We start from the raw sequence: 18,897 nt of genomic DNA, 5'->3' as shown, positions 1-18,897 counted from the left end.
GGGTATTAGATAATGGCCTTAACTATTGGGTTATAATTTGCCCAATTGCCAATGTCGTTTGGAGCAAAATATGAGTGATGATGTAGCGCTGCCACTGCAATTTACTGAAGCAGCAGCCAATAAAGTAAAAAGCCTGATCGCTGACGAAGATAACCCGAATCTGAAACTGCGCGTATATATCACCGGCGGTGGTTGCAGCGGTTTCCAGTATGGTTTCACCTTTGATGATCAGGTGAATGATGGCGATATGACTATTGAGAAACAGGGCGTTGGCCTGGTGGTTGACCCGATGAGCCTGCAGTATCTGGTGGGCGGCGCGGTTGACTATACCGAAGGTCTGGAAGGTTCCCGCTTCGTGGTGACTAACCCTAACGCCAAAAGCACCTGCGGGTGTGGTTCCTCTTTCAGCATCTGATTGCTGTCTGCAATACCGATGGTCTGATGGTGTAGGCCCGGTAAGCGTAGCGCCACCGGGCAATGTGCCGGATGGCGGCGTAAACGCCTTATCCGGCCTACATGTTCTGCATCGTTACATCAACGTCCGTTATCATCCAGCGCAAATGTCGGTAGCTTTAAGTGCCAGCGAATAGCGGCCAGTCGAATAACCAGCGTGACAACCATCCCCATCATACTGGCGTTTTCCAGCGGTATTGCGAAAGTATAAAACGCGGTTGCGTGAACAATGCCGCCGATAATGCAGGCCGTGGCATAAATTTCTGTACGTAATATCATCGGCACTTCACGGGCCAACACGTCGCGTATGATCCCACCGCCGACGCCGGTAATGACCCCCATACAAATCGCCACCAGCGGACCGGTTCCGGCGAGGAACGCCTTATTGACGCCAATGCCGACGAACACCGCCAGACCCACGGCGTCCAGCACCGGAAGGATCCATTTAGGCAAACGTCTGGGCTGGCGTACCAATACGATCGTCAGCATGCTGGTGATCATGGCAACCACCAGATCTGTAGGATCTTTAACCCAGAATACCGGCCCATGATCCAGGGCCATATCGCGGATCGTGCCGCCGCCGACTGCGGTAACCACCCCGAGGACCAGAACGCCGAACGGATCCATACGTAATTTCCCGGCCAGTAATACGCCAGAGATAGCAAATACCGCGGTACCGACAATATCCAGCCAATAGACGAGCATGCTTAAATCCTCACAACACACCTGGTGGGGGGCCGACGCTAATTTATCTGTGAAAGCGCATTACAGAGTTGTTTTGCGGCGAGGATAATACGCGGGCTCGCGCGTTCAAACCAGTCACTATTAAGGATAATAACCGGGATTTTTAACTGTTCTCCCCAGTATTGCTCAATTTTAAGATTTTCGCCCGAACCACCGGTGGCGACGATTGCCTGGGGGGCTCTTGCCAGTACTTGTTCGCGGCTGACCTGTGGCCAGGGAACCCGGCTGCCAGCAAAGATGTTTTCTCCCCCGCATACCTCAAGAACCTGGTGTTGAAGGGAGCCTTTTCCACTGGTAAACAGAGGATTTGCACCAAACTGGAGAAACACCCGTTTTTTCGGTTTATTGGCATACTGAGATTTTAGTAAAGCATACTCATCAAGCAATGTTTGCGCGGCCTGTTTTGCTTGCTCAGGCTTGGGGCTCCACGGTGCCAACTGGCGCAGTGCGTCGGCAACCTGCTCGATGGTGACGGCATCCACCCAGATAACCTTAATCCCCAGTGCGGTTAGCTGATTCACCTGCCGCTCGGCATTGCCTCCGCGCCAGGCGATGACCAGATCCGGTTTGAGCGCCACGATGCGTTCCAGATTCATGCCTTGCCAGGTGGAGACCTCTTCAATATTTTCGGCCTCGGGCGGATAATTTGAGTAGCTGCTGACGCCAACGGGCGTAATGCCGGCGGCAAAGGCAAGTTCGGTGTTAGCAGGGGAGAGGGAAACCACACGCGGAGCGGCATAAAGCCACGCCGGAAGCGTAAAAAGCAGGGCGACCAGCGCCCTGGAGATGAATTTAGCCATGCGCCAGTTTCTGTACCAGCGCTTCGACCATCAGGCTTGACTGCTTCGCGGCAACCACCAGGAATTCGTCAAAGCTCAGGTGGGACTGCTGATCGGCAACGTCGGAGATGGCACGAACCACCACGAACGGAACGTTAAAGTTATGGCAAACATGTGCAATCGCGGTGGCTTCCATTTCTACGGCAATCGCCTGCGGGAAGTTATGCTGAATTTTTGCCAGGCCAACAGAGCCGTTAATGAAGGCGTCGCCGCTAACGATAAGACCACGAACGGCGTTAAGGTTCAGTTCTGTAATGCAGGATTCCGCCGCGGCGATAAGCGCAGGGTCGGCTTTAAAACCAGCCGGGCAGCCCGGTAACTGACCGAATTCATAGCCAAATGCAGTGACGTCGGCGTCGTGATAACGCGCTTCGTCAGAGACTACGATATCGCCGACTTTCAGCGTAGAAGCCAGGCCGCCCGCAGAGCCCGTATTAATGATGGCATCCGGTTTGCAGCGTTCCAGCAGCAGCGTGGCGCCCAGTGCCGCAGCCACTTTACCGATGCCCGATTTCAGTAGCGCAACCTCAGTCCCGTTCAGTTGGCCGGTGTAAATTTCACAACCGCCAAGGGTGATAGTCTGACGGTTTTCGATTTTGTCACGCAGCAGCGTAACTTCTTCTTCCATTGCACCAATGATGCCGATTTTCATAGATTTACTCGCGATAAGCCAGATTTGAGGGCATAGTCTATCATGCGCTTAAGGGGTAGCGCATTTCTCAGGCGGGAGAGGACATGGCACAGATCGATTTTCGAAAAAAAATAAACTGGCATCGTCGTTACCGTTCGCCGCAGGGCGCAAAATCTGAGCATGAGATCCTGCGAATTTTCGAAAGCGATCGTGGACGTATTATCAATTCTCCGGCTATCCGCCGACTGCAGCAAAAAACCCAGGTCTTTCCGCTGGAGCGCAACGCCGCAGTGCGGACACGTCTGACGCACTCGATGGAAGTTCAGCAGGTAGGGCGCTACATCGCCAAAGAGATCCTCAGCCGACTGAAAGAGCTAAAACTGTTAGAGCAGTACGGCCTGGATGAATTAACCGGTCCTTTTGAAAGCGTGGTCGAAATGTCCTGCCTGATGCATGACATCGGTAATCCACCGTTTGGTCACTTTGGTGAAGCGGCGATTAACGACTGGTTTCGCCAGCGCCTTTTCCCCGCCGATGCGGAAAGCCAGCCTCTCAGCGACGATCGCTGCCTGATCGCGGCGCTACGTTTGCGTGAAGGTGAAGAGTCGCTTAATGACATTCGCCGCAAGGTGCGTCAGGATCTGTGCCATTTTGAAGGAAATGCGCAGGGTATTCGTCTTGTGCACACTTTGATGCGAATGAATCTGACGTGGGCGCAGGTCGGCGGTATTTTAAAATATACTCGTCCGGCGTGGTGGCGTGGAGAGACGCCAGCAACGCATAACTATTTAATGAAGAAACCGGGCTATTACCTTTCCGAGGAACCGTATATTGAGCGGTTACGTAAAGAGTTATCATTAGCACCTTACAGTCGTTTTCCATTAACCTGGATTATGGAAGCCGCTGACGATATCTCTTATTGCGTGGCCGATCTTGAAGATGCCGTGGAGAAAAGAATCTTCAGCGTCGAGCAACTGTATCATCATCTGTATGAGGCCTGGGGACAACATGAAAAAGGCTCCCTGTTTAGTCAGGTCGTGGAGAACGCGTGGGAAAAATCGCGCTCAAATACATTAAGTCGTAGTACAGAAGATCAGTTCTTTATGTATTTGCGGGTCAACACGCTAAATAAACTTGTGCCCTACGCCGCGCAGCGTTTTATTGATAATTTGCCGCAGATTTTTGAGGGTAGCTTTAATCACGCCCTGTTAGAAGACGCCAGCAGCTTCAGCCAATTGCTGGGAGTCTATAAAAATGTGGCGATGAAACATGTATTTAGCCATCCTGATGTCGAGCAACTGGAATTACAGGGGTATCGGGTGATCAGTGGCCTGCTGGAGATTTATCAGCCGTTATTAAAGATGGCGCTTGCCGATTTTTCTACACTTGTTCAAAACGAAAGATTAAAACAGTTCCCCATTGAGTCACGATTATTTCAAAAGCTCTCTACGCGCCATCGACTTGCTTATGTCGAAGTGGTCAGTAAAATATCACCGACGTCTGCCGAGTACCCGGTACTGGAATATTATTATCGCTGCCGCCTGATCCAGGATTATATCAGCGGGATGACCGATTTGTATGCCTGGGATGAATATCGACGGTTGATGGCGGTAGAACAATAAACATCCATTTGTAAAGACGGACAATAAAATTTTACTTTTTCCTTAAAGTTTATTCTGGAACTTAGCGCGATAAAACGACTCTGACGTATACAGCAATTTTGCGTTATCAGTTAATCGAGAATGAAACACATGAAAAAAACCACATTAGCAATGAGTGCACTGGCTCTGAGTTTAGGTTTGGCGTTGTCCCCTCTGTCTGCAACGGCGGCTGAGACTGCGTCTTCAGCAACCACGGCTCAACAGATGCCAAGTCTGGCCCCGATGCTCGAAAAAGTGATGCCATCGGTGGTGAGTATTAATGTCGAGGGGAGCACGACGGTGAATACGCCGCGTATGCCGCGTAATTTCCAGCAGTTCTTTGGGGATAACTCCCCGTTCTGCCAGGACGGTTCTCCGTTCCAGAGTTCCCCATTCTGTCAGGAAGGCGCACCGGGCGCGGGTAATGGCGGCGGTCAGCAGCAGAAATTTATGGCGCTGGGTTCCGGCGTGATTATCGATGCTGCAAAAGGTTATGTTGTGACTAACAACCACGTGGTGGATAACGCCACAGTGATTAAAGTCCAACTGAGCGACGGACGTAAATTTGACGCGAAGATGGTCGGCAAAGACCCGCGTTCTGACATTGCGCTGATTCAGATTCAGGATCCGAAGAACCTGACTGCAATCAAGTTGGCAGACTCCGATGCGCTGCGCGTGGGTGATTATACCGTGGCGATTGGTAACCCGTTTGGACTCGGTGAAACGGTGACCTCCGGTATTGTTTCTGCACTGGGTCGTAGCGGCCTGAACGCAGAAAACTATGAAAACTTTATCCAGACCGATGCGGCGATCAACCGTGGTAACTCCGGTGGCGCACTGGTCAACCTGAACGGTGAACTGATCGGTATTAACACCGCGATCCTCGCGCCGGACGGTGGCAATATCGGTATCGGTTTTGCTATCCCAAGCAACATGGTGAAAAACCTGACCTCGCAGATGGTTGAGTTCGGTCAGGTGAAACGCGGTGAGCTGGGAATTATGGGGACAGAGCTGAGCTCTGAGCTGGCGAAAGCAATGAAAGTGGATGCCCAGCGTGGGGCATTCGTTAGCCAGGTGATGCCGAACTCTTCCGCATCGAAAGCCGGTATTAAAGCGGGTGACGTGATTACCTCGCTGAACGGTAAGCCGATCAGCAGCTTCGCCGCGCTGCGTGCGCAGGTGGGTACGATGCCGGTAGGCAGCAAAATCAGCCTTGGCCTGCTGCGTGACGGTAAACCTGTGACGGTGAATCTGGAACTGCAGCAGAGCAGCCAGACTCAGGTTGATTCCAGCTCCATCTTCAAAGGTATTGAAGGGGCGGATATGAGTAACAAAGGCCAGGACAAAGGTGTCGTGGTCAGCGATGTAAAACCAAAAACGCCGGCAGCGATGATTGGCCTGAAGAAAGGGGATGTAATTATCGGAGCTAACCAGCAGTCGGTGAAAAACATTGCCGAACTGCGCAAAATCCTCGACAGCAAACCGGCTGTTCTGGCGCTGAATATTCAGCGTGGTGACAGCTCCATCTATCTGTTGATGCAGTAAGCCTCTCTAAACCCCTTCCCGGCAGCGGGGAGGGGTTTCTTTTTGTGAACCCTCCCACAACTCCATACTTCTCTCCTTCAGTTTGTGCATCTGCACAATGCTGCCGATTATTATCTTCCTTATGCTGAGCATTGCTCACAGGAGGGGTTTATGGCTGGCTGGCATCTTGATACCAAAATGGCGCAGGATATTGTGGCGCGCACGATGCGCATCATCGATACCAATATCAACGTAATGGATGCCCGTGGGCGGATCATTGGTAGCGGCGATCGCGAGCGTATTGGTGAATTGCACGAAGGTGCACTGCTGGTGCTTTCACAGGGCCGGGTGGTAGACATTGACGATGCGGTCGCGAAGCATTTGCACGGCGTACGACAGGGGATAAACCTGCCGCTACGACTCGAAGGTGAAATTGTTGGCGTCATTGGCTTAACCGGCGAGCCGGAGCATCTGCGCAAATACGGCGAGCTGGTGTGTATGACCGCCGAAATGATGCTGGAGCAGTCGCGTCTGATGCACCTGCTGGCGCAGGACAGCCGTCTGCGTGAAGAGCTGGTCATGAACCTGATTCAGGCGGAAGAAAATACGCCCGCGCTGATGGAATGGGCACAGCGTTTAGGCATTGATTTGAACCAGCCGCGCGTGGTGGCGGTGCTGGAAGTCGATAGCGGCCAACTGGGCGTTGACAGCGCGATGGCAGAACTGCAGCAGCTACAGAATGCATTAACCACGCCAGAGCGTAACAACCTGATTGCGATTGTGTCACTGACCGAGATGGTGGTGCTGAAACCCGCTCTTAATCAGTTTGGCCGTTGGGACGCGGAAGATCACCGCAAGCGCGTAGAGCAGCTTATCGCTCGCATGAAAGAGAACGGACAGCTGCGTTTTCGCGTGTCGCTGGGTAACTTCTTTACTGGACCAGGCAGCATTGCCCGTTCTTACCGCACGGCGCGGACGACGATGATGGTCGGTAAGCAGCGTATGCCGGAAAGCCGCAGCTATTTCTATCAGGATTTGATGCTGCCGGTGTTACTGGACAGCCTGCGCGGCGGCTGGCAGGCCAACGAGCTGGCGCGTCCGCTGGTACGGCTAAAAGCAATGGATAATAATGGGTTACTGCGTCGGACGTTAGCGGCATGGTTTCGCCATAACGTGCAGCCGCTGGCGACGTCAAAAGCGTTGTTTATCCACCGCAATACGCTGGAATATCGTCTGAATCGTATCTCTGAGCTTACCGGGTTGGATTTGGGAAATTTCGACGACAGGTTATTGCTGTATGTGGCGTTACAGCTGGATGAACAGCATTGATTGATTGCCTGATGGCGCTACGCTTATCAGGCAAAATGCCGGGTGGCGGCTTCGCCTTACCCGGCCTACGAATACATCCACCCACGGTTATTTACGCGTCAGTTTTTCCAGATCTGATTCAATTTCGCTGATCTTGTTGGTGACGACGCTTTCCAGATGTCGTAAGTCATCGAGGATCTTGCGTTTGAGATCGACTTCACTGCGATCGCGCTGGCAGATCTGATCCAGTTCATCAATCACATAGCGCAGATTCGGGCTGATCTCCTGCACCTCTTTGTAACCCTGGCCGATACCATCGGCAACCACGGTTTTACGCTGACGGGGATATTTAAACTTAACGCTCTTGGCAAAAAACTCGCCTTTATCCTTCTGGAAATAGATTTTCAGGATATCGTTGTTGGCTTCTTGCCGCAGGCTGTAACGATCGATCTCTTCAGGATTGGTAATGCCCAGACTTTTCAGATTGTCATACATAGCGGTACCCTTAAGCTCACTATAACCATTGAATAATTAACGAAAAGCCTTGTTTATGCCACTCGCAGATGTAAAAAAAGCGGGCTAAGCCCGCTTTTTCAAATTGCCGTTAGTCGATGGTACGCAATAGCTCGTTAATTCCGACTTTGCCACGCGTTTTGGCGTCGACTTTCTTGACGATTACCGCGCAGTACAGGCTGTACTTACCGTCTTTCGACGGCAGATTTCCCGATACCACAACCGAACCCGCCGGAACGCGGCCATAGAAAACTTCGCCGGTTTCGCGGTCGTAGATTTTGGTGCTCTGGCCCAGGTATACGCCCATGGAGATAACGGAGCCTTCTTCGACGATCACGCCTTCTACCACTTCAGAACGCGCACCAATGAAGCAGTTGTCTTCGATGATGGTTGGGTTCGCCTGTAACGGTTCCAGCACGCCACCGATGCCAACGCCACCGGACAGGTGAACGTTTTTACCGATTTGCGCACATGAGCCGACGGTTGCCCAGGTATCCACCATGGAGCCTTCATCAACGTAAGCACCGATGTTGACGTAAGACGGCATCAGGACGGTGTTACGTGCGATATAGGCACCCTGGCGCACGGCAGCAGGGGGAACTACGCGGAAGCCTTCTTTCTGGAAGCGCGCTTCGTCGTAGTTGGCGAATTTCATCGGGACTTTATCGAAATAGCGGCTTTCTGCGCCATCGATAACCTGGTTGTCGTTAATACGAAAAGAGAGCAGTACCGCTTTCTTCAGCCACTGATGTGTGACCCACTGACCCTCAATCTTTTCTGCAACACGCAGCGCACCGGAATCCAGCAGAGAAATAACCTGATTTACCGCTTCACGGGTTACGGTATCTACATTTGCCGGAGTAATTTCGGCGCGGCGCTCGAAAGCGGACTCAATAACGTTCTGTAACTGCTGCATTGTTAAACTCTTTCCATAATAAATAAACACATCACCCTTTATCGTTTGGATTGAGGGCCTCTGTCAACCGTTGATGTACTTCCTGCTGCAGCGCATTATTAAGGGCGCGCCGGTCGGCCGTTGCGATTATGAATAAATCTTCTACTCGCTCGCCAATGGTTGTAATTCGGGCGCCATGCAGCGAAATTCCCAGATCGGCAAAAATCTGTCCGACCCGCGCCAGCAGGCCGGGCTGGTCGAGCGCGATAAGCTCGAGGAATGATTTTCGGTCGGTATGGGTCGGTAGAAAAGTCACCTCGGTCTCGACGGTAAAGTGACGTAGTTTTGCTGGTTGGCGGCGCGGTTGTGGTGGCTGCCAACTGCGTTGGGTGATCGCCTGCTCCAGCCCTGAACGGATGGCGTCGTGGCGGTCTGACGACAGCGGACTGCCGTCCGGCTCCAGCACGATAAATGTATCCATCGCCATGTTGTCGCGGGTGGTAAAAATCTGCGCATCGTGGACGCTAAGGTTTCGCCGATCCAGTTCAGCACAAACCGCGGCAAACAGATAGGGACGGTCCGGACTCCAGATGAAAATCTCCGTTCCGCCGCGCGTGGCCTGTGGGCTGAGTAAGATCAGCGGCTTGCTCATGTCGTGCTGCAGTAGATGGCGCGCATGCCAGGCCAGCTGGTTTGGGCTGTGGCGCACGAAATAGTTGGCGCGGCAGCGCGACCAGATATGGTGCAGCGCTTCTTCATCAATGTTGTCCATGCGCAGCAGCGCCAGCGCCTGCAGCTGGTGATGACGCACGCGTTCGCGCATATCCGGCGTGTTTTGCATGCCGCGACGTAGCTGTTTTTCGGTAGCGAAGTACAGCTCGCGCAACAGGCTTTGTTTCCAGCTGTTCCACAGCGTTTCGTTGGTGGCGCAAATGTCCGCCACCGTCAGGCACACCAGGAAGCGCAGGCGGTGTTCCGTTTGCACTTCTTCGGCGAACTGCTTGATGACTTCGGGGTCCTGAATATCGCGGCGCTGGGCGGTAACCGACATCAGCAGATGCTGGCGGACCAGCCAGGCGACCAGCTGTGTTTCGCGGGAATTCAGCCCGTGCAGTTCGGCAAACTTGAGGACATCCTGAGCACCGAGAACCGAGTGGTCGCCGCCGCGACCTTTGGCGATGTCGTGGAACAGCGCGGCAATCAGAATCAGCTCCGGCTGGCGCAGACGTGGCCAGAGATCGACACACAGCGGGTGACGCTGACGGGTCTCTTCTTTGGCAAAGCTTTCCAGCTTTAGCATCACGCGAATCGTGTGTTCATCCACCGTATAGGCATGAAACAGGTCAAACTGCATTTGGCCGACAATGTGCGACCACTGCGGCATATAGGCCCACAGCACACTGTGACGATGCATCGGCAGCAGGCCACGGCTCACCGCCCCCGGATGGCGTAACATGCTGAGAAACAGCGAACGCGCCTCCGGGATGTAGCACAGCGGTTGTGTCAGATGGCGGCGGGCATGGCGCAAATGGCGCAGCGTAGTGGAGTAAATCCCGGTGATCGCGCTATTGCGCACCATGGTGTAAAACATCCGCAGAATGGCTTCCGGTTCGCGGATAAACAGATCGTCGTTACGCAAATCAATTAACGTGCCGCGTAGCTGAAAGTCGTCATCGATCGGGCGCGGCTTTTCATCTGCGGATAGAGCGAGGATGGCCTCATCAAACAGCTGTAGCAGCATGTGGTTCAGCTCACTGACCCTGCGCGTGACGCGAAAATAGTCTTTCATCATCCGTTCGATAGGCTCGTTGCCTTCACCGCCGTAGTGTAGCCGTTGCGCGACGCTAAGCTGACGGTCAAACAGTAGACGGTTATCGTAACGCGTGACTTCCAGATGCAGTGCGAAGCGAATGCGCCAGAGGATGTGCAGACACTCATTCAGTTCAGCACGTTCCGCCAGCGTCAAGAAGCCGAATCCAACCATCTCATCCAGCGACGTGGCGCCAAAGTGGCGGCGGGCTACCCACTGGAGGGTGTGGATATCGCGCAGGCCGCCGGGGCTACTTTTGATATCCGGTTCCAGATTGTAGCTGGTGCCGTGATAGCGCTGGTGGCGCAGGTTCTGCTCTTCCACTTTGGCGGCGTAAAATTTATCGGAGGGCCAGAAGCCTTCGCTAAAAATATGTTTTTGTAGCTCAAGAAACAGCGCCACGTCGCCAATCAGCAGGCGTGTTTCAATCAGGTTAGTGGCGACGGTTAAATCGGACAGGCCTTCCAGCAGACACTCTTCCAGCGTACGCACGCTGTGCCCCACCTCCAGTCTCACATCCCACAACAGGGTTAGCAGTTCGCCGACCTTCTCGGCCTGCGCATCAGGCAGTTTTTTACGACTCAGAATCAGCAGGTCGATATCGGAAAGCGGGTGCAGTTCGCCACGCCCATAGCCGCCGACGGCGACCAGCGCCAGATCGGCAATTTGACCGAAACCGGCTTCAATCCACAGGCGTTGCAGCAGTTGGTCAATAAACTCGGTGCGCGCTTCGATCAACTGCTCTGCGGAAATACCACTGTCAAAGGCTTCACCTAACCAGTTTTGAAACGAATCGATATGCGTTTTAATGCCGCTACAGTTGAGATCGTGCTGAGGCCAGGTTCCCGGGTTTTGCGGTTGGCCCGGCAGGGTGGGGAGGGCAGTATTTGCGTGTTGTTCAGGAAGAGTATTCATTGTGCGCCACCCATAAAAAAGCCGGATGACGCTTACGCTTATCCGGCCTACGGGAGAGTGCCATTTGTAGGCCTGATAAGCGACAGCGCCATCAGGCAAAACATTATTCGTTGTGTGTGATGACCGCCGGGATAGTGTCATCCTTGCGTAACGTCAGAATTTCACAACCGTTTTCCGTCACCACAATAGTATGCTCGTACTGTGCAGACAAGCTACGGTCTTTGGTTTTTACCGTCCAGCCGTCTTTCATGGTGCGGATACGATAATCACCGGCGTTGAGCATCGGTTCAACGGTGAAGGTCATGCCCGGTTGCAGCACTACGCCGCCATCGTCTGCATCGTAGTGAAGAACCTGAGGTTCTTCATGGAAGCCGCGACCGATGCCGTGGCCGCAGTATTCGCGTACCACAGAGAAGCCTTCGCCTTCCGCGTATTTCTGAATGGCTGCGCCCAGCGTGCGCAGACGAATACCCGGTTTTATCATACGCAGCGCCAGATACAGGCTTTCCTGCGTGACGCGGCACAGACGCTCGCCCAGAATCGTCGGCTTGCCGACGATAAACATTTTGGAGGTGTCACCGTGGAACTCGTCTTTAATCACGGTAACGTCGATATTGACGATATCGCCGTCTTTCAGGTGCTTGGCGTCGTCCGGGATCCCGTGGCATACCACTTCATTGATGGAGATGCAGACGGATTTCGGATAACCGTGATAACCCAGGCACGCGGAGATCGCCTGCTGCTCGTTCACGATGTAGTCATTGCAGATACGATCCAGTTCGCCGGTGCTGACGCCCGGTTTGATAAACGGTTCGATCATTTCCAGCACTTCGGCGGCCAGACGACCAGCGACGCGCATTTTTTCGATTTCTTCAGGGGTCTTGATTGAGATAGCCATAAATTCTGTCCATCAGTGTCGATGATTTCGACAATAATTGTGTAAGTGCTGCTAATGGTATCAGTCAGGGGTGTACCCTGCCAAATTGAGAATCATTAACAGCACAGACCGCCAACTATTATTGGTGTCTATGGCGTATTTGTGGTATAAAGCGCGCCGGACTTCCGATCCATTCGAAGACTACACACGATGGACGGGAGCGACAAATCTCACTTTGTGTAACAACACACACGTATCGACACATATTCCGGGGTGCCCTTTTGGGTCGGTAATATGGGATGCGTGGAGGCTTAACCCCAACTTTTATATATAGAGGTTTTAATCATGGCAACTGTTTCCATGCGCGACATGCTCAAGGCTGGTGTTCACTTCGGTCACCAGACCCGTTACTGGAACCCGAAAATGAAGCCTTTCATCTTCGGTGCGCGTAACAAAGTTCACATCATCAACCTTGAGAAAACTGTACCGATGTTCAACGAAGCTCTGGCTGAACTGAACAAGATCTCTGCTCGTAAAGGTAAAATCCTTTTCGTTGGTACTAAACGCGCTGCAAGCGAAGCGGTGAAAGAAGCTGCTAACAACTGCGACCAGTTCTTCGTGAACCATCGCTGGTTGGGCGGCATGCTGACTAACTGGAAAACCGTTCGTCAGTCCATCAAACGTCTGAAAGATCTGGAAACTCAGTCTCAGGACGGTACTTTCGAAAAGCTGACCAAGAAAGAAGCGCTGATGCGCACCCGTGAGCTTGAGAAACTGGAAAACAGCCTGGGCGGTATCAAAGACATGGGCGGTCTGCCGGACGCTCTGTTCGTAATCGATGCTGACCACGAGCACATTGCTATCAAAGAAGCAAACAACCTGGGTATCCCGGTATTTGCAATCGTTGATACCAACTCTGATCCGGACGGTGTTGACTTCGTTATCCCGGGTAACGACGACGCAATCCGTGCTGTGACCCTGTACCTGGGCGCTGTAGCTACTACCGTTCGTGAAGGCCGTTCTCAGGATCTGGCTTCCCAGGCGGAAGAAAGCTTCGTAGAAGCTGAATAATAAGGCACGCTCGTTAGAGCCCCCTTATAAACCAGGTTGTATCACGTTTGGTTAGGGGCCCTTTAGGCCCCTTTTTCACTTTTAAATCTGTGCGGTTTGACGCCGGGCAGATCAAATCTTCCGAGGATTTTAGAATGGCTGAAATTACCGCATCCCTGGTAAAAGAGCTGCGTGAGCGTACCGGCGCAGGCATGATGGATTGCAAAAAAGCACTGACTGAAGCTAATGGCGACATCGAGCTGGCAATCGAAAACATGCGTAAATCTGGTGCGATCAAAGCGGCGAAAAAAGCAGGCAACGTTGCTGCTGACGGCGTGATCAAAACCAAAATCGACGGCAACTACGGCATCATTCTGGAAGTTAACTGCCAGACTGACTTCGTTGCTAAAGATGGTGGTTTCCAGGCATTTGCAGACAAAGTTCTGGATGCTGCAATCGCGGGCAAAATCACTGACGTTGACGTTCTGAAAGCACAGTTCGAAGAAGAACGTGTTGCGCTGGTTGCTAAAATCGGTGAGAACATCAACATCCGTCGTGTTGCTTCCATCGAAGGCGACGTACTGGGTTCATACCAGCACGGTGCACGTATCGGTGTTCTGGTTGCGGCTAAAGGCGCAGACGAAGAGCTGGTTAAACAGCTGGCAATGCACATTGCTGCAAGCAAGCCTGAATTCGTTAAGCCAGAAGACGTATCTGCTGAAGTGGTAGAGAAAGAATACCAGGTTCAGCTGGATATCGCGATGCAGTCTGGTAAGCCGAAAGAAATCGCAGAGAAAATGGTTGAAGGCCGCATGAAGAAATTCACCGGCGAAGTTTCTCTGACGGGTCAGCCTTTCGTTATGGATCCGAGCAAATCTGTTGCTCAGCTGCTGAAAGAGCACAACGCTGACGTAACAGGCTTCATCCGCTTTGAAGTGGGTGAAGGCATCGAGAAAGTTGAGACTGACTTTGCAGCAGAAGTTGCTGCGATGTCCAAGCAGTCTTAATTTTTTAAAGGAGCCGCCTGAGGGCGGCTTCTTTTTGTGTCTGGCTTGTAAATTCAGCGAACCGCTATAGTGGCTACGTTGAAAAGCGACATACAATGTCGCTGGTATTAACTCATATCATTCGTTGACAGTCTCAGGAAAGAAACATGGCTACCAATGCAAAACCCGTCTACAAACGTATTCTGCTTAAGTTAAGTGGCGAAGCGCTGCAAGGTTCAGAAGGCTTCGGTATTGATGCAAGCATACTTGACCGTATGGCTCAGGAAATCAAAGAACTGGTTGAGCTGGGTATTCAGGTTGGCGTAGTGATTGGTGGCGGTAACCTGTTCCGTGGTGCTGGTCTGGCGAAAGCGGGAATGAACCGCGTTGTGGGCGACCACATGGGCATGTTGGCCACCGTAATGAACGGTCTGGCAATGCGCGATGCGCTTCACCGCGCCTATGTGAACGCTCGCCTGATGTCCGCAATTCCTTTGAACGGTGTGTGCGATAACTACAGCTGGGCGGAGGCTATCAGCCTGCTGCGCAACAACCGTGTTGTTATCCTGGCGGCCGGTACCGGCAACCCGTTCTTCACGACAGACTCTGCAGCCTGCCTGCGCGGTATTGAAATTGAAGCTGATGTAGTGCTGAAAGCCACCAAAGTTGACGGCGTATTTACCGCAGATCCGGCGCAAGATCCAACCGCGACCATGTACGAACAACTGACCTATACTGAAGTTCTGGATAAAGAACTGAAAGTGATGGATCTGGCGGCGTTCACGCTGGCTCGTGACCACAAATTGCCTATTCGTGTCTTCAACATGAACAAACCGGGCGCGCTGCGCCGTGTGGTGATGGGTGAAAAAGAAGGGACGTTAATCACGGAATAATTCCCGTTGCGGCTAAATGCAGGTAATATTCTGCTTTAATGTCGCGGGATACGTCCCTCAAAATTAATCAAGACTATACTTGTCGCATCTTGCGTGGTGGATATGGTCTGACTGAAACAAGCTTTCAAGGATTCGTAACGTGATCAACGAAATCAGAAAAGATGCTGAAGTACGCATGGACAAATGCGTCGAAGCATTCAAAAATCAAATCAGCAAAATTCGCACGGGTCGTGCTTCTCCCAGCCTGCTGGATGGCATTATCGTGGAATATTACGGCACGCCAACTCCGCTGCGTCAGCTGGCAAGCGTAACGGTTGAAGATTCCCGTACTCTGAAAATCAACGTGTTTGACCGTTCTATGGGCCCGGCCGTTGAGAAAGCGATTATGGCTTCTGACCTCGGTTTGAACCCAAGCTCTGCGGGTTCTGACATCCGCGTTCCGCTGCCGCCGCTGACCGAAGAACGTCGTAAAGATCTGACCAAGATCGTGCGTGGCGAAGCAGAAGGCGCGCGTGTTGCCGTGCGTAACGTTCGTCGTGATGCTAACGACAAAGTGAAAGCGCTGTTGAAAGATAAAGAGATCAGCGAAGATGACGATCGCCGTTCTCAGGACGACGTGCAGAAAATGACTGACGCCGCTATCAAGAAAGTGGATGCGGCGCTGGCAGAGAAAGAAGCGGAACTGATGCAGTTCTGATTCGCCTGTACGCTTAAAACGCCGCTCAGAAGGTCTGCAAAGGCTGGATGGCGGCGTTTTGCTTTTTTCTGTCTATCCCCTAAAGGGTAAAATTCTTCAGGATGTCTGATGAAGCAATTAACCATTCTCGGCTCAACCGGCTCTATTGGTTGCAGTACGCTGGATGTCGTACGCCATAACCCGGAAACGTTTCGTGTTACTGCGCTGGTCGCGGGTAAAAATGTTGCCCGTATGGTCGAGCAGTGCCTGGAGTTCTCTCCCCGCTATGCAGTAATGGATGATGAAACAAGCGCTGCGCAGGTGAAAGCGGCTCTGCTGGAGCAGGGAAGTCGTACCGAGGTGATGAGCGGACAACAGGCGGCCTGTGATATGGCTGCGCTGGATGATGTCGATCAGGTGATGGCCGCGATTGTCGGCGCGGCGGGGCTGCTGCCTACGCTGGCGGCAATCCGTGCAGGCAAAAGCATTTTACTGGCGAATAAAGAGTCGCTGGTGACCTGCGGTCGTTTGTTTATGGATGACGTGAAGCGCCACAAAGCGCAGCTTTTGCCGGTAGATAGCGAACATAACGCGATTTTTCAGAGTTTACCCCAACCTATTCAGCACAATCTGGGATACGCTGACCTTGAGCAAAATGGCGTCATGTCCATTCTGCTTACCGGGTCTGGTGGCCCTTTCCGTGAAACGCCATTGCACGATCTGGTGTCAATGACCCCCGATCAAGCATGCCGTCACCCGAACTGGTCGATGGGACGAAAAATCTCCGTCGACTCTGCCACTATGATGAATAAAGGTCTGGAATACATTGAAGCGCGCTGGTTGTTTAATGCCAGTGCAAGCCAGATGGAAGTGCTGATTCATCCACAGTCGGTGATTCATTCGATGGTTCGGTATCAGGATGGTAGCGTTCTGGCACAACTGGGTGAGCCTGATATGCGCACGCCTATTGCCCATACTATGGCATGGCCGGAACGCGTCACATCTGGTGTGAAGCCTGTCGACTTTTGCAAACTGAGCGCGTTGACGTTTTCCGCGCCGGATTACCAACGCTATCCGTGCCTGAAACTGGCGATGGATGCGTTTGAGCAAGGGCAAGCGGCGACTACCGCGCTGAACGCTGCGAATGAAATTACCGTTGCCGCATTTCTGGCGCAACGAATTCGATTTACCGATATTGCCGAGCTCAATTTATCGGTACTGGATAAGATGGATTTGCAGGAACCCCAGAACGTTGATGACGTGTTGAGGGTTGATGCCGTTGCACGGGACGTCGCCAGAAAACAAGTGATGCGACTCTCAAGCTGATGATAATCCCTCTACAGAGATTCGTGCTATTTGTTAGCGTTGGGCTTCAGTGATATAGTCTGCGCCACCCGATCGCAGGTATTGGCATTTTTTCGGTCGGGTAAGCCGTGGTTTGACACGGCTTTTTTGTGTAGAGGCTTCAGTATTCCTGAGTACCGTTAAATCCTTTCAGGGACTAAAAACGCGTTATGTTGTCTGCAACTCAACCATTAAGCGAAAATTTGCCAGCACATGGCTGTCGCCATGTAGCCATTATTATGGATGGCAATGGCCGCTGGGCGAAAAAGCAAGGGAAGATTCGCGCCTTTGGGCATAAGGCCGGAGCAAAATCCGTCCGCCGGGCTGTCTCTTTTGCTGCCAATAACGGTATTGATGCGTTAACGCTGTATGCCTTTAGCAGTGAGAACTGGAACCGACCTGCGCAGGAAGTGAGCGCGTTAATGGAATTATTCGTGTGGGCACTTGATAGTGAAGTGAAAAACCTGCATCGCCATAACGTTCGTCTGCGTATTATCGGGGATATCAGTCGATTTAACTCACGTTTGCAAGAACGGATTCGCAAGTCGGAAGCGCTTACAGCCCAGAATACGGGGTTAACGCTGAATATTGCTGCGAATTACGGCGGACGTTGGGACATTGTCCAGGGAGTCAGGCAACTGGCGCAACAGGTGCAAGACGGTCTGCTGCGCCCTGAGCAAATTGACGAAGAAATGCTTGGTCAGCAAGTTTGTATGAATGAACTGGCTCCTGTGGATTTAGTGATAAGGACTGGGGGAGAGCATCGCATCAGTAATTTTTTGCTGTGGCAAATTGCCTATGCTGAACTTTACTTTACGGATGTTCTCTGGCCCGATTTCGATGAACAAGACTTTGAAGGTGCGCTGCATGCCTTTGCTAATCGAGAGCGTCGTTTCGGCGGGACCGAACCCGGTGATGAAAAAGCCTGATGGGGGTCGCTTTTGCTGAAGTATCGCCTGATTTCTGCTTTTGTTTTAATACCCGTTGTCATCGCGGCGCTGTTTTTATTGCCGCCGGTGGGGTTCGCCATTGTTACGCTGGTCGTATGTATGTTGGCCGCGTGGGAGTGGGGACAGTTAAGCGGTTTCACCACTCGCACACAGCGAGTCTGGCTGGCGGTTCTGTGCGGGCTTTTGCTGGCACTTATGCTGTTTTTACTGCCTGAATATCATCATAATATTCATCAGCCGTTGGTCGAAGTGTCGCTTTGGGCGTCGTTGGGCTGGTGGAGCGTTGCACTATTGCTGGTGTTATTTTACCCAGGTTCGGCGACTGTCTGGCGTAATTCAAAGATATTACGCATCATTTTCGGCATCTTAACCATTATCCCTTTCTTTTGGGGAATGCTGGCGCTACGTGCCTGGCATTATGATGAGAATCATTATAGTGGCGCAGTATGGCTGCTGTATGTCATGATCCTCGTCTGGGGAGCGGATTCCGGTGCGTATATGTTTGGCAAGTTATTTGGTAAACATAAACTGGCGCCGAAGGTTTCTCCGGGTAAAACCTGGCAAGGTTTTATTGGCGGACTCGCCACTGCGGCTGTGATCTCATGGGGTTATGGTATGTGGGCGAATCTTGATGTCGCGCCTGTCACCTTGCTCATTTGCTCTATTGTTGCGGTCCTGGCCTCGGTGCTGGGTGACTTGACTGAGAGTATGTTTAAGCGTGAAGCAGGTATTAAGGACAGTGGTCACTTAATCCCAGGGCACGGCGGCATTCTGGATCGTATTGATAGTCTGACGGCTGCGGTACCGGTCTTTGCTTGCTTGCTGTTACTGGTTTTCAGGACGCTTTAA

At 52.3% G+C, this 18,897-nt stretch carries 18 protein-coding genes and 1 pseudogene; 12 read left to right on the top strand and 7 right to left on the bottom strand.

Features of this window, described 5'->3' with window-relative positions; translation table 11 throughout:
• Positions 1-12: 12 nt before the first annotated feature.
• Positions 13-78 (top strand): annotated as a pseudogene (yadW, locus tag FDW88_RS22555) (small protein YadW).
• Positions 71-415 (top strand): iron-sulfur cluster insertion protein ErpA, encoded by a 345-nt coding sequence (erpA, locus tag FDW88_RS02835; RefSeq protein WP_003018581.1) that lies wholly within the window; start codon positions 71-73, stop codon positions 413-415. Before yadW ends, erpA begins: the two are co-directional and overlap by 8 nt.
• Positions 416-534: 119 nt before the next feature.
• Here erpA and FDW88_RS02830 read toward each other — a convergent pair whose 3' ends face one another.
• The 3 genes from FDW88_RS02830 to mtnN are packed head-to-tail and all read right to left on the bottom strand — an operon-like array spanning position 535 to position 2,688.
• Complete coding sequence (locus FDW88_RS02830; protein WP_135912565.1) at positions 535-1,158, bottom strand: TRIC cation channel family protein; 624 nt, start codon at positions 1,156-1,158, stop codon at positions 535-537.
• A gap of 38 nt (positions 1,159-1,196) precedes the next feature.
• Complete coding sequence (gene btuF / locus FDW88_RS02825) at positions 1,197-1,997, bottom strand: vitamin B12 ABC transporter substrate-binding protein BtuF (protein ID WP_117342287.1); 801 nt, start codon at positions 1,995-1,997, stop codon at positions 1,197-1,199.
• Positions 1,990-2,688: a 5'-methylthioadenosine/S-adenosylhomocysteine nucleosidase gene (gene mtnN / locus FDW88_RS02820; RefSeq protein WP_137361980.1), complete on the bottom strand. Its 699-nt coding sequence runs from the start codon at positions 2,686-2,688 to the stop codon at positions 1,990-1,992. The genes btuF and mtnN overlap by 8 nt, the downstream gene beginning before the upstream one ends.
• A gap of 83 nt (positions 2,689-2,771) precedes the next feature.
• On the opposite strand from mtnN, the gene dgt reads away from it, so the two are divergent.
• From dgt to cdaR, 3 genes are all read left to right on the top strand, one after another.
• Positions 2,772-4,289, top strand: coding sequence for a dGTPase (gene dgt, locus FDW88_RS02815; protein WP_115259411.1), 1,518 nt, complete (start codon positions 2,772-2,774; stop codon positions 4,287-4,289).
• A 129-nt stretch (positions 4,290-4,418) separates the two neighbouring features.
• Entirely contained in the window at positions 4,419-5,852 is a 1,434-nt protein-coding gene (gene degP, locus FDW88_RS02810; protein ID WP_137361979.1) for a serine endoprotease DegP, read from the top strand.
• 150 nt (positions 5,853-6,002) lie between these two features.
• On the top strand, positions 6,003-7,160 hold the full coding sequence (gene cdaR, locus FDW88_RS02805; protein WP_096758246.1) for a DNA-binding transcriptional regulator CdaR: 1,158 nt from the start codon (positions 6,003-6,005) through the stop codon (positions 7,158-7,160).
• An 87-nt stretch (positions 7,161-7,247) separates the two neighbouring features.
• On the opposite strand, the gene FDW88_RS02800 is transcribed toward cdaR, so the two are convergent.
• From FDW88_RS02800 to map, 4 genes are all read right to left on the bottom strand, one after another.
• Positions 7,248-7,634, bottom strand: a complete 387-nt coding sequence (locus tag FDW88_RS02800) for a DUF3461 family protein (RefSeq protein ID WP_096758245.1) — start codon at positions 7,632-7,634, stop codon at positions 7,248-7,250.
• A 109-nt stretch (positions 7,635-7,743) separates the two neighbouring features.
• Positions 7,744-8,568 (bottom strand): 2,3,4,5-tetrahydropyridine-2,6-dicarboxylate N-succinyltransferase, encoded by an 825-nt coding sequence (gene dapD, locus FDW88_RS02795; protein ID WP_115259408.1) that lies wholly within the window; start codon positions 8,566-8,568, stop codon positions 7,744-7,746.
• A gap of 31 nt (positions 8,569-8,599) precedes the next feature.
• Positions 8,600-11,272 carry a bifunctional uridylyltransferase/uridylyl-removing protein GlnD gene (gene glnD / locus FDW88_RS02790; protein ID WP_117342285.1) on the bottom strand — a complete coding sequence of 891 codons (2,673 nt, stop codon included), beginning with the start codon at positions 11,270-11,272 and terminating at the stop codon, positions 8,600-8,602.
• A 103-nt stretch (positions 11,273-11,375) separates the two neighbouring features.
• Positions 11,376-12,170 (bottom strand): type I methionyl aminopeptidase, encoded by a 795-nt coding sequence (gene map, locus FDW88_RS02785; protein WP_137361978.1) that lies wholly within the window; start codon positions 12,168-12,170, stop codon positions 11,376-11,378.
• Between the two features lie 324 nt (positions 12,171-12,494).
• Between map and rpsB the strand changes: the two genes are divergently transcribed.
• From rpsB to cdsA, 7 genes are all read left to right on the top strand, one after another.
• Positions 12,495-13,220, top strand: a complete 726-nt coding sequence (rpsB, locus tag FDW88_RS02780) for a 30S ribosomal protein S2 (protein ID WP_016151758.1) — start codon at positions 12,495-12,497, stop codon at positions 13,218-13,220.
• Between the two features lie 134 nt (positions 13,221-13,354).
• Positions 13,355-14,206: a translation elongation factor Ts gene (gene tsf, locus FDW88_RS02775; protein ID WP_096758241.1), complete on the top strand. Its 852-nt coding sequence runs from the start codon at positions 13,355-13,357 to the stop codon at positions 14,204-14,206.
• Between the two features lie 146 nt (positions 14,207-14,352).
• Complete coding sequence (gene pyrH, locus FDW88_RS02770) at positions 14,353-15,078, top strand: UMP kinase (protein ID WP_096758240.1); 726 nt, start codon at positions 14,353-14,355, stop codon at positions 15,076-15,078.
• A gap of 139 nt (positions 15,079-15,217) precedes the next feature.
• Positions 15,218-15,775 carry a ribosome recycling factor gene (gene frr / locus FDW88_RS02765; RefSeq protein WP_115259405.1) on the top strand — a complete coding sequence of 186 codons (558 nt, stop codon included), beginning with the start codon at positions 15,218-15,220 and terminating at the stop codon, positions 15,773-15,775.
• A 108-nt stretch (positions 15,776-15,883) separates the two neighbouring features.
• Positions 15,884-17,080 carry a 1-deoxy-D-xylulose-5-phosphate reductoisomerase gene (gene ispC, locus FDW88_RS02760; protein ID WP_137361977.1) on the top strand — a complete coding sequence of 399 codons (1,197 nt, stop codon included), beginning with the start codon at positions 15,884-15,886 and terminating at the stop codon, positions 17,078-17,080.
• Between the two features lie 188 nt (positions 17,081-17,268).
• A complete protein-coding gene (ispU, locus tag FDW88_RS02755) occupies positions 17,269-18,027 on the top strand; it encodes a (2E,6E)-farnesyl-diphosphate-specific ditrans,polycis-undecaprenyl-diphosphate synthase (protein ID WP_115259402.1) in 759 nt (252 codons plus the stop codon).
• 12 nt (positions 18,028-18,039) lie between these two features.
• A complete protein-coding gene (gene cdsA / locus FDW88_RS02750) occupies positions 18,040-18,897 on the top strand; it encodes a phosphatidate cytidylyltransferase (RefSeq protein WP_137361976.1) in 858 nt (285 codons plus the stop codon).

Source organism: Citrobacter sp. wls829, from assembly GCF_005280825.1.
In the GTDB taxonomy this organism is placed as follows: domain Bacteria; phylum Pseudomonadota; class Gammaproteobacteria; order Enterobacterales; family Enterobacteriaceae; genus Citrobacter; species Citrobacter gillenii.
Note: the sequence above shows the minus strand (reverse complement) of the source record. Positions and strands in the feature narration are given on the sequence as shown.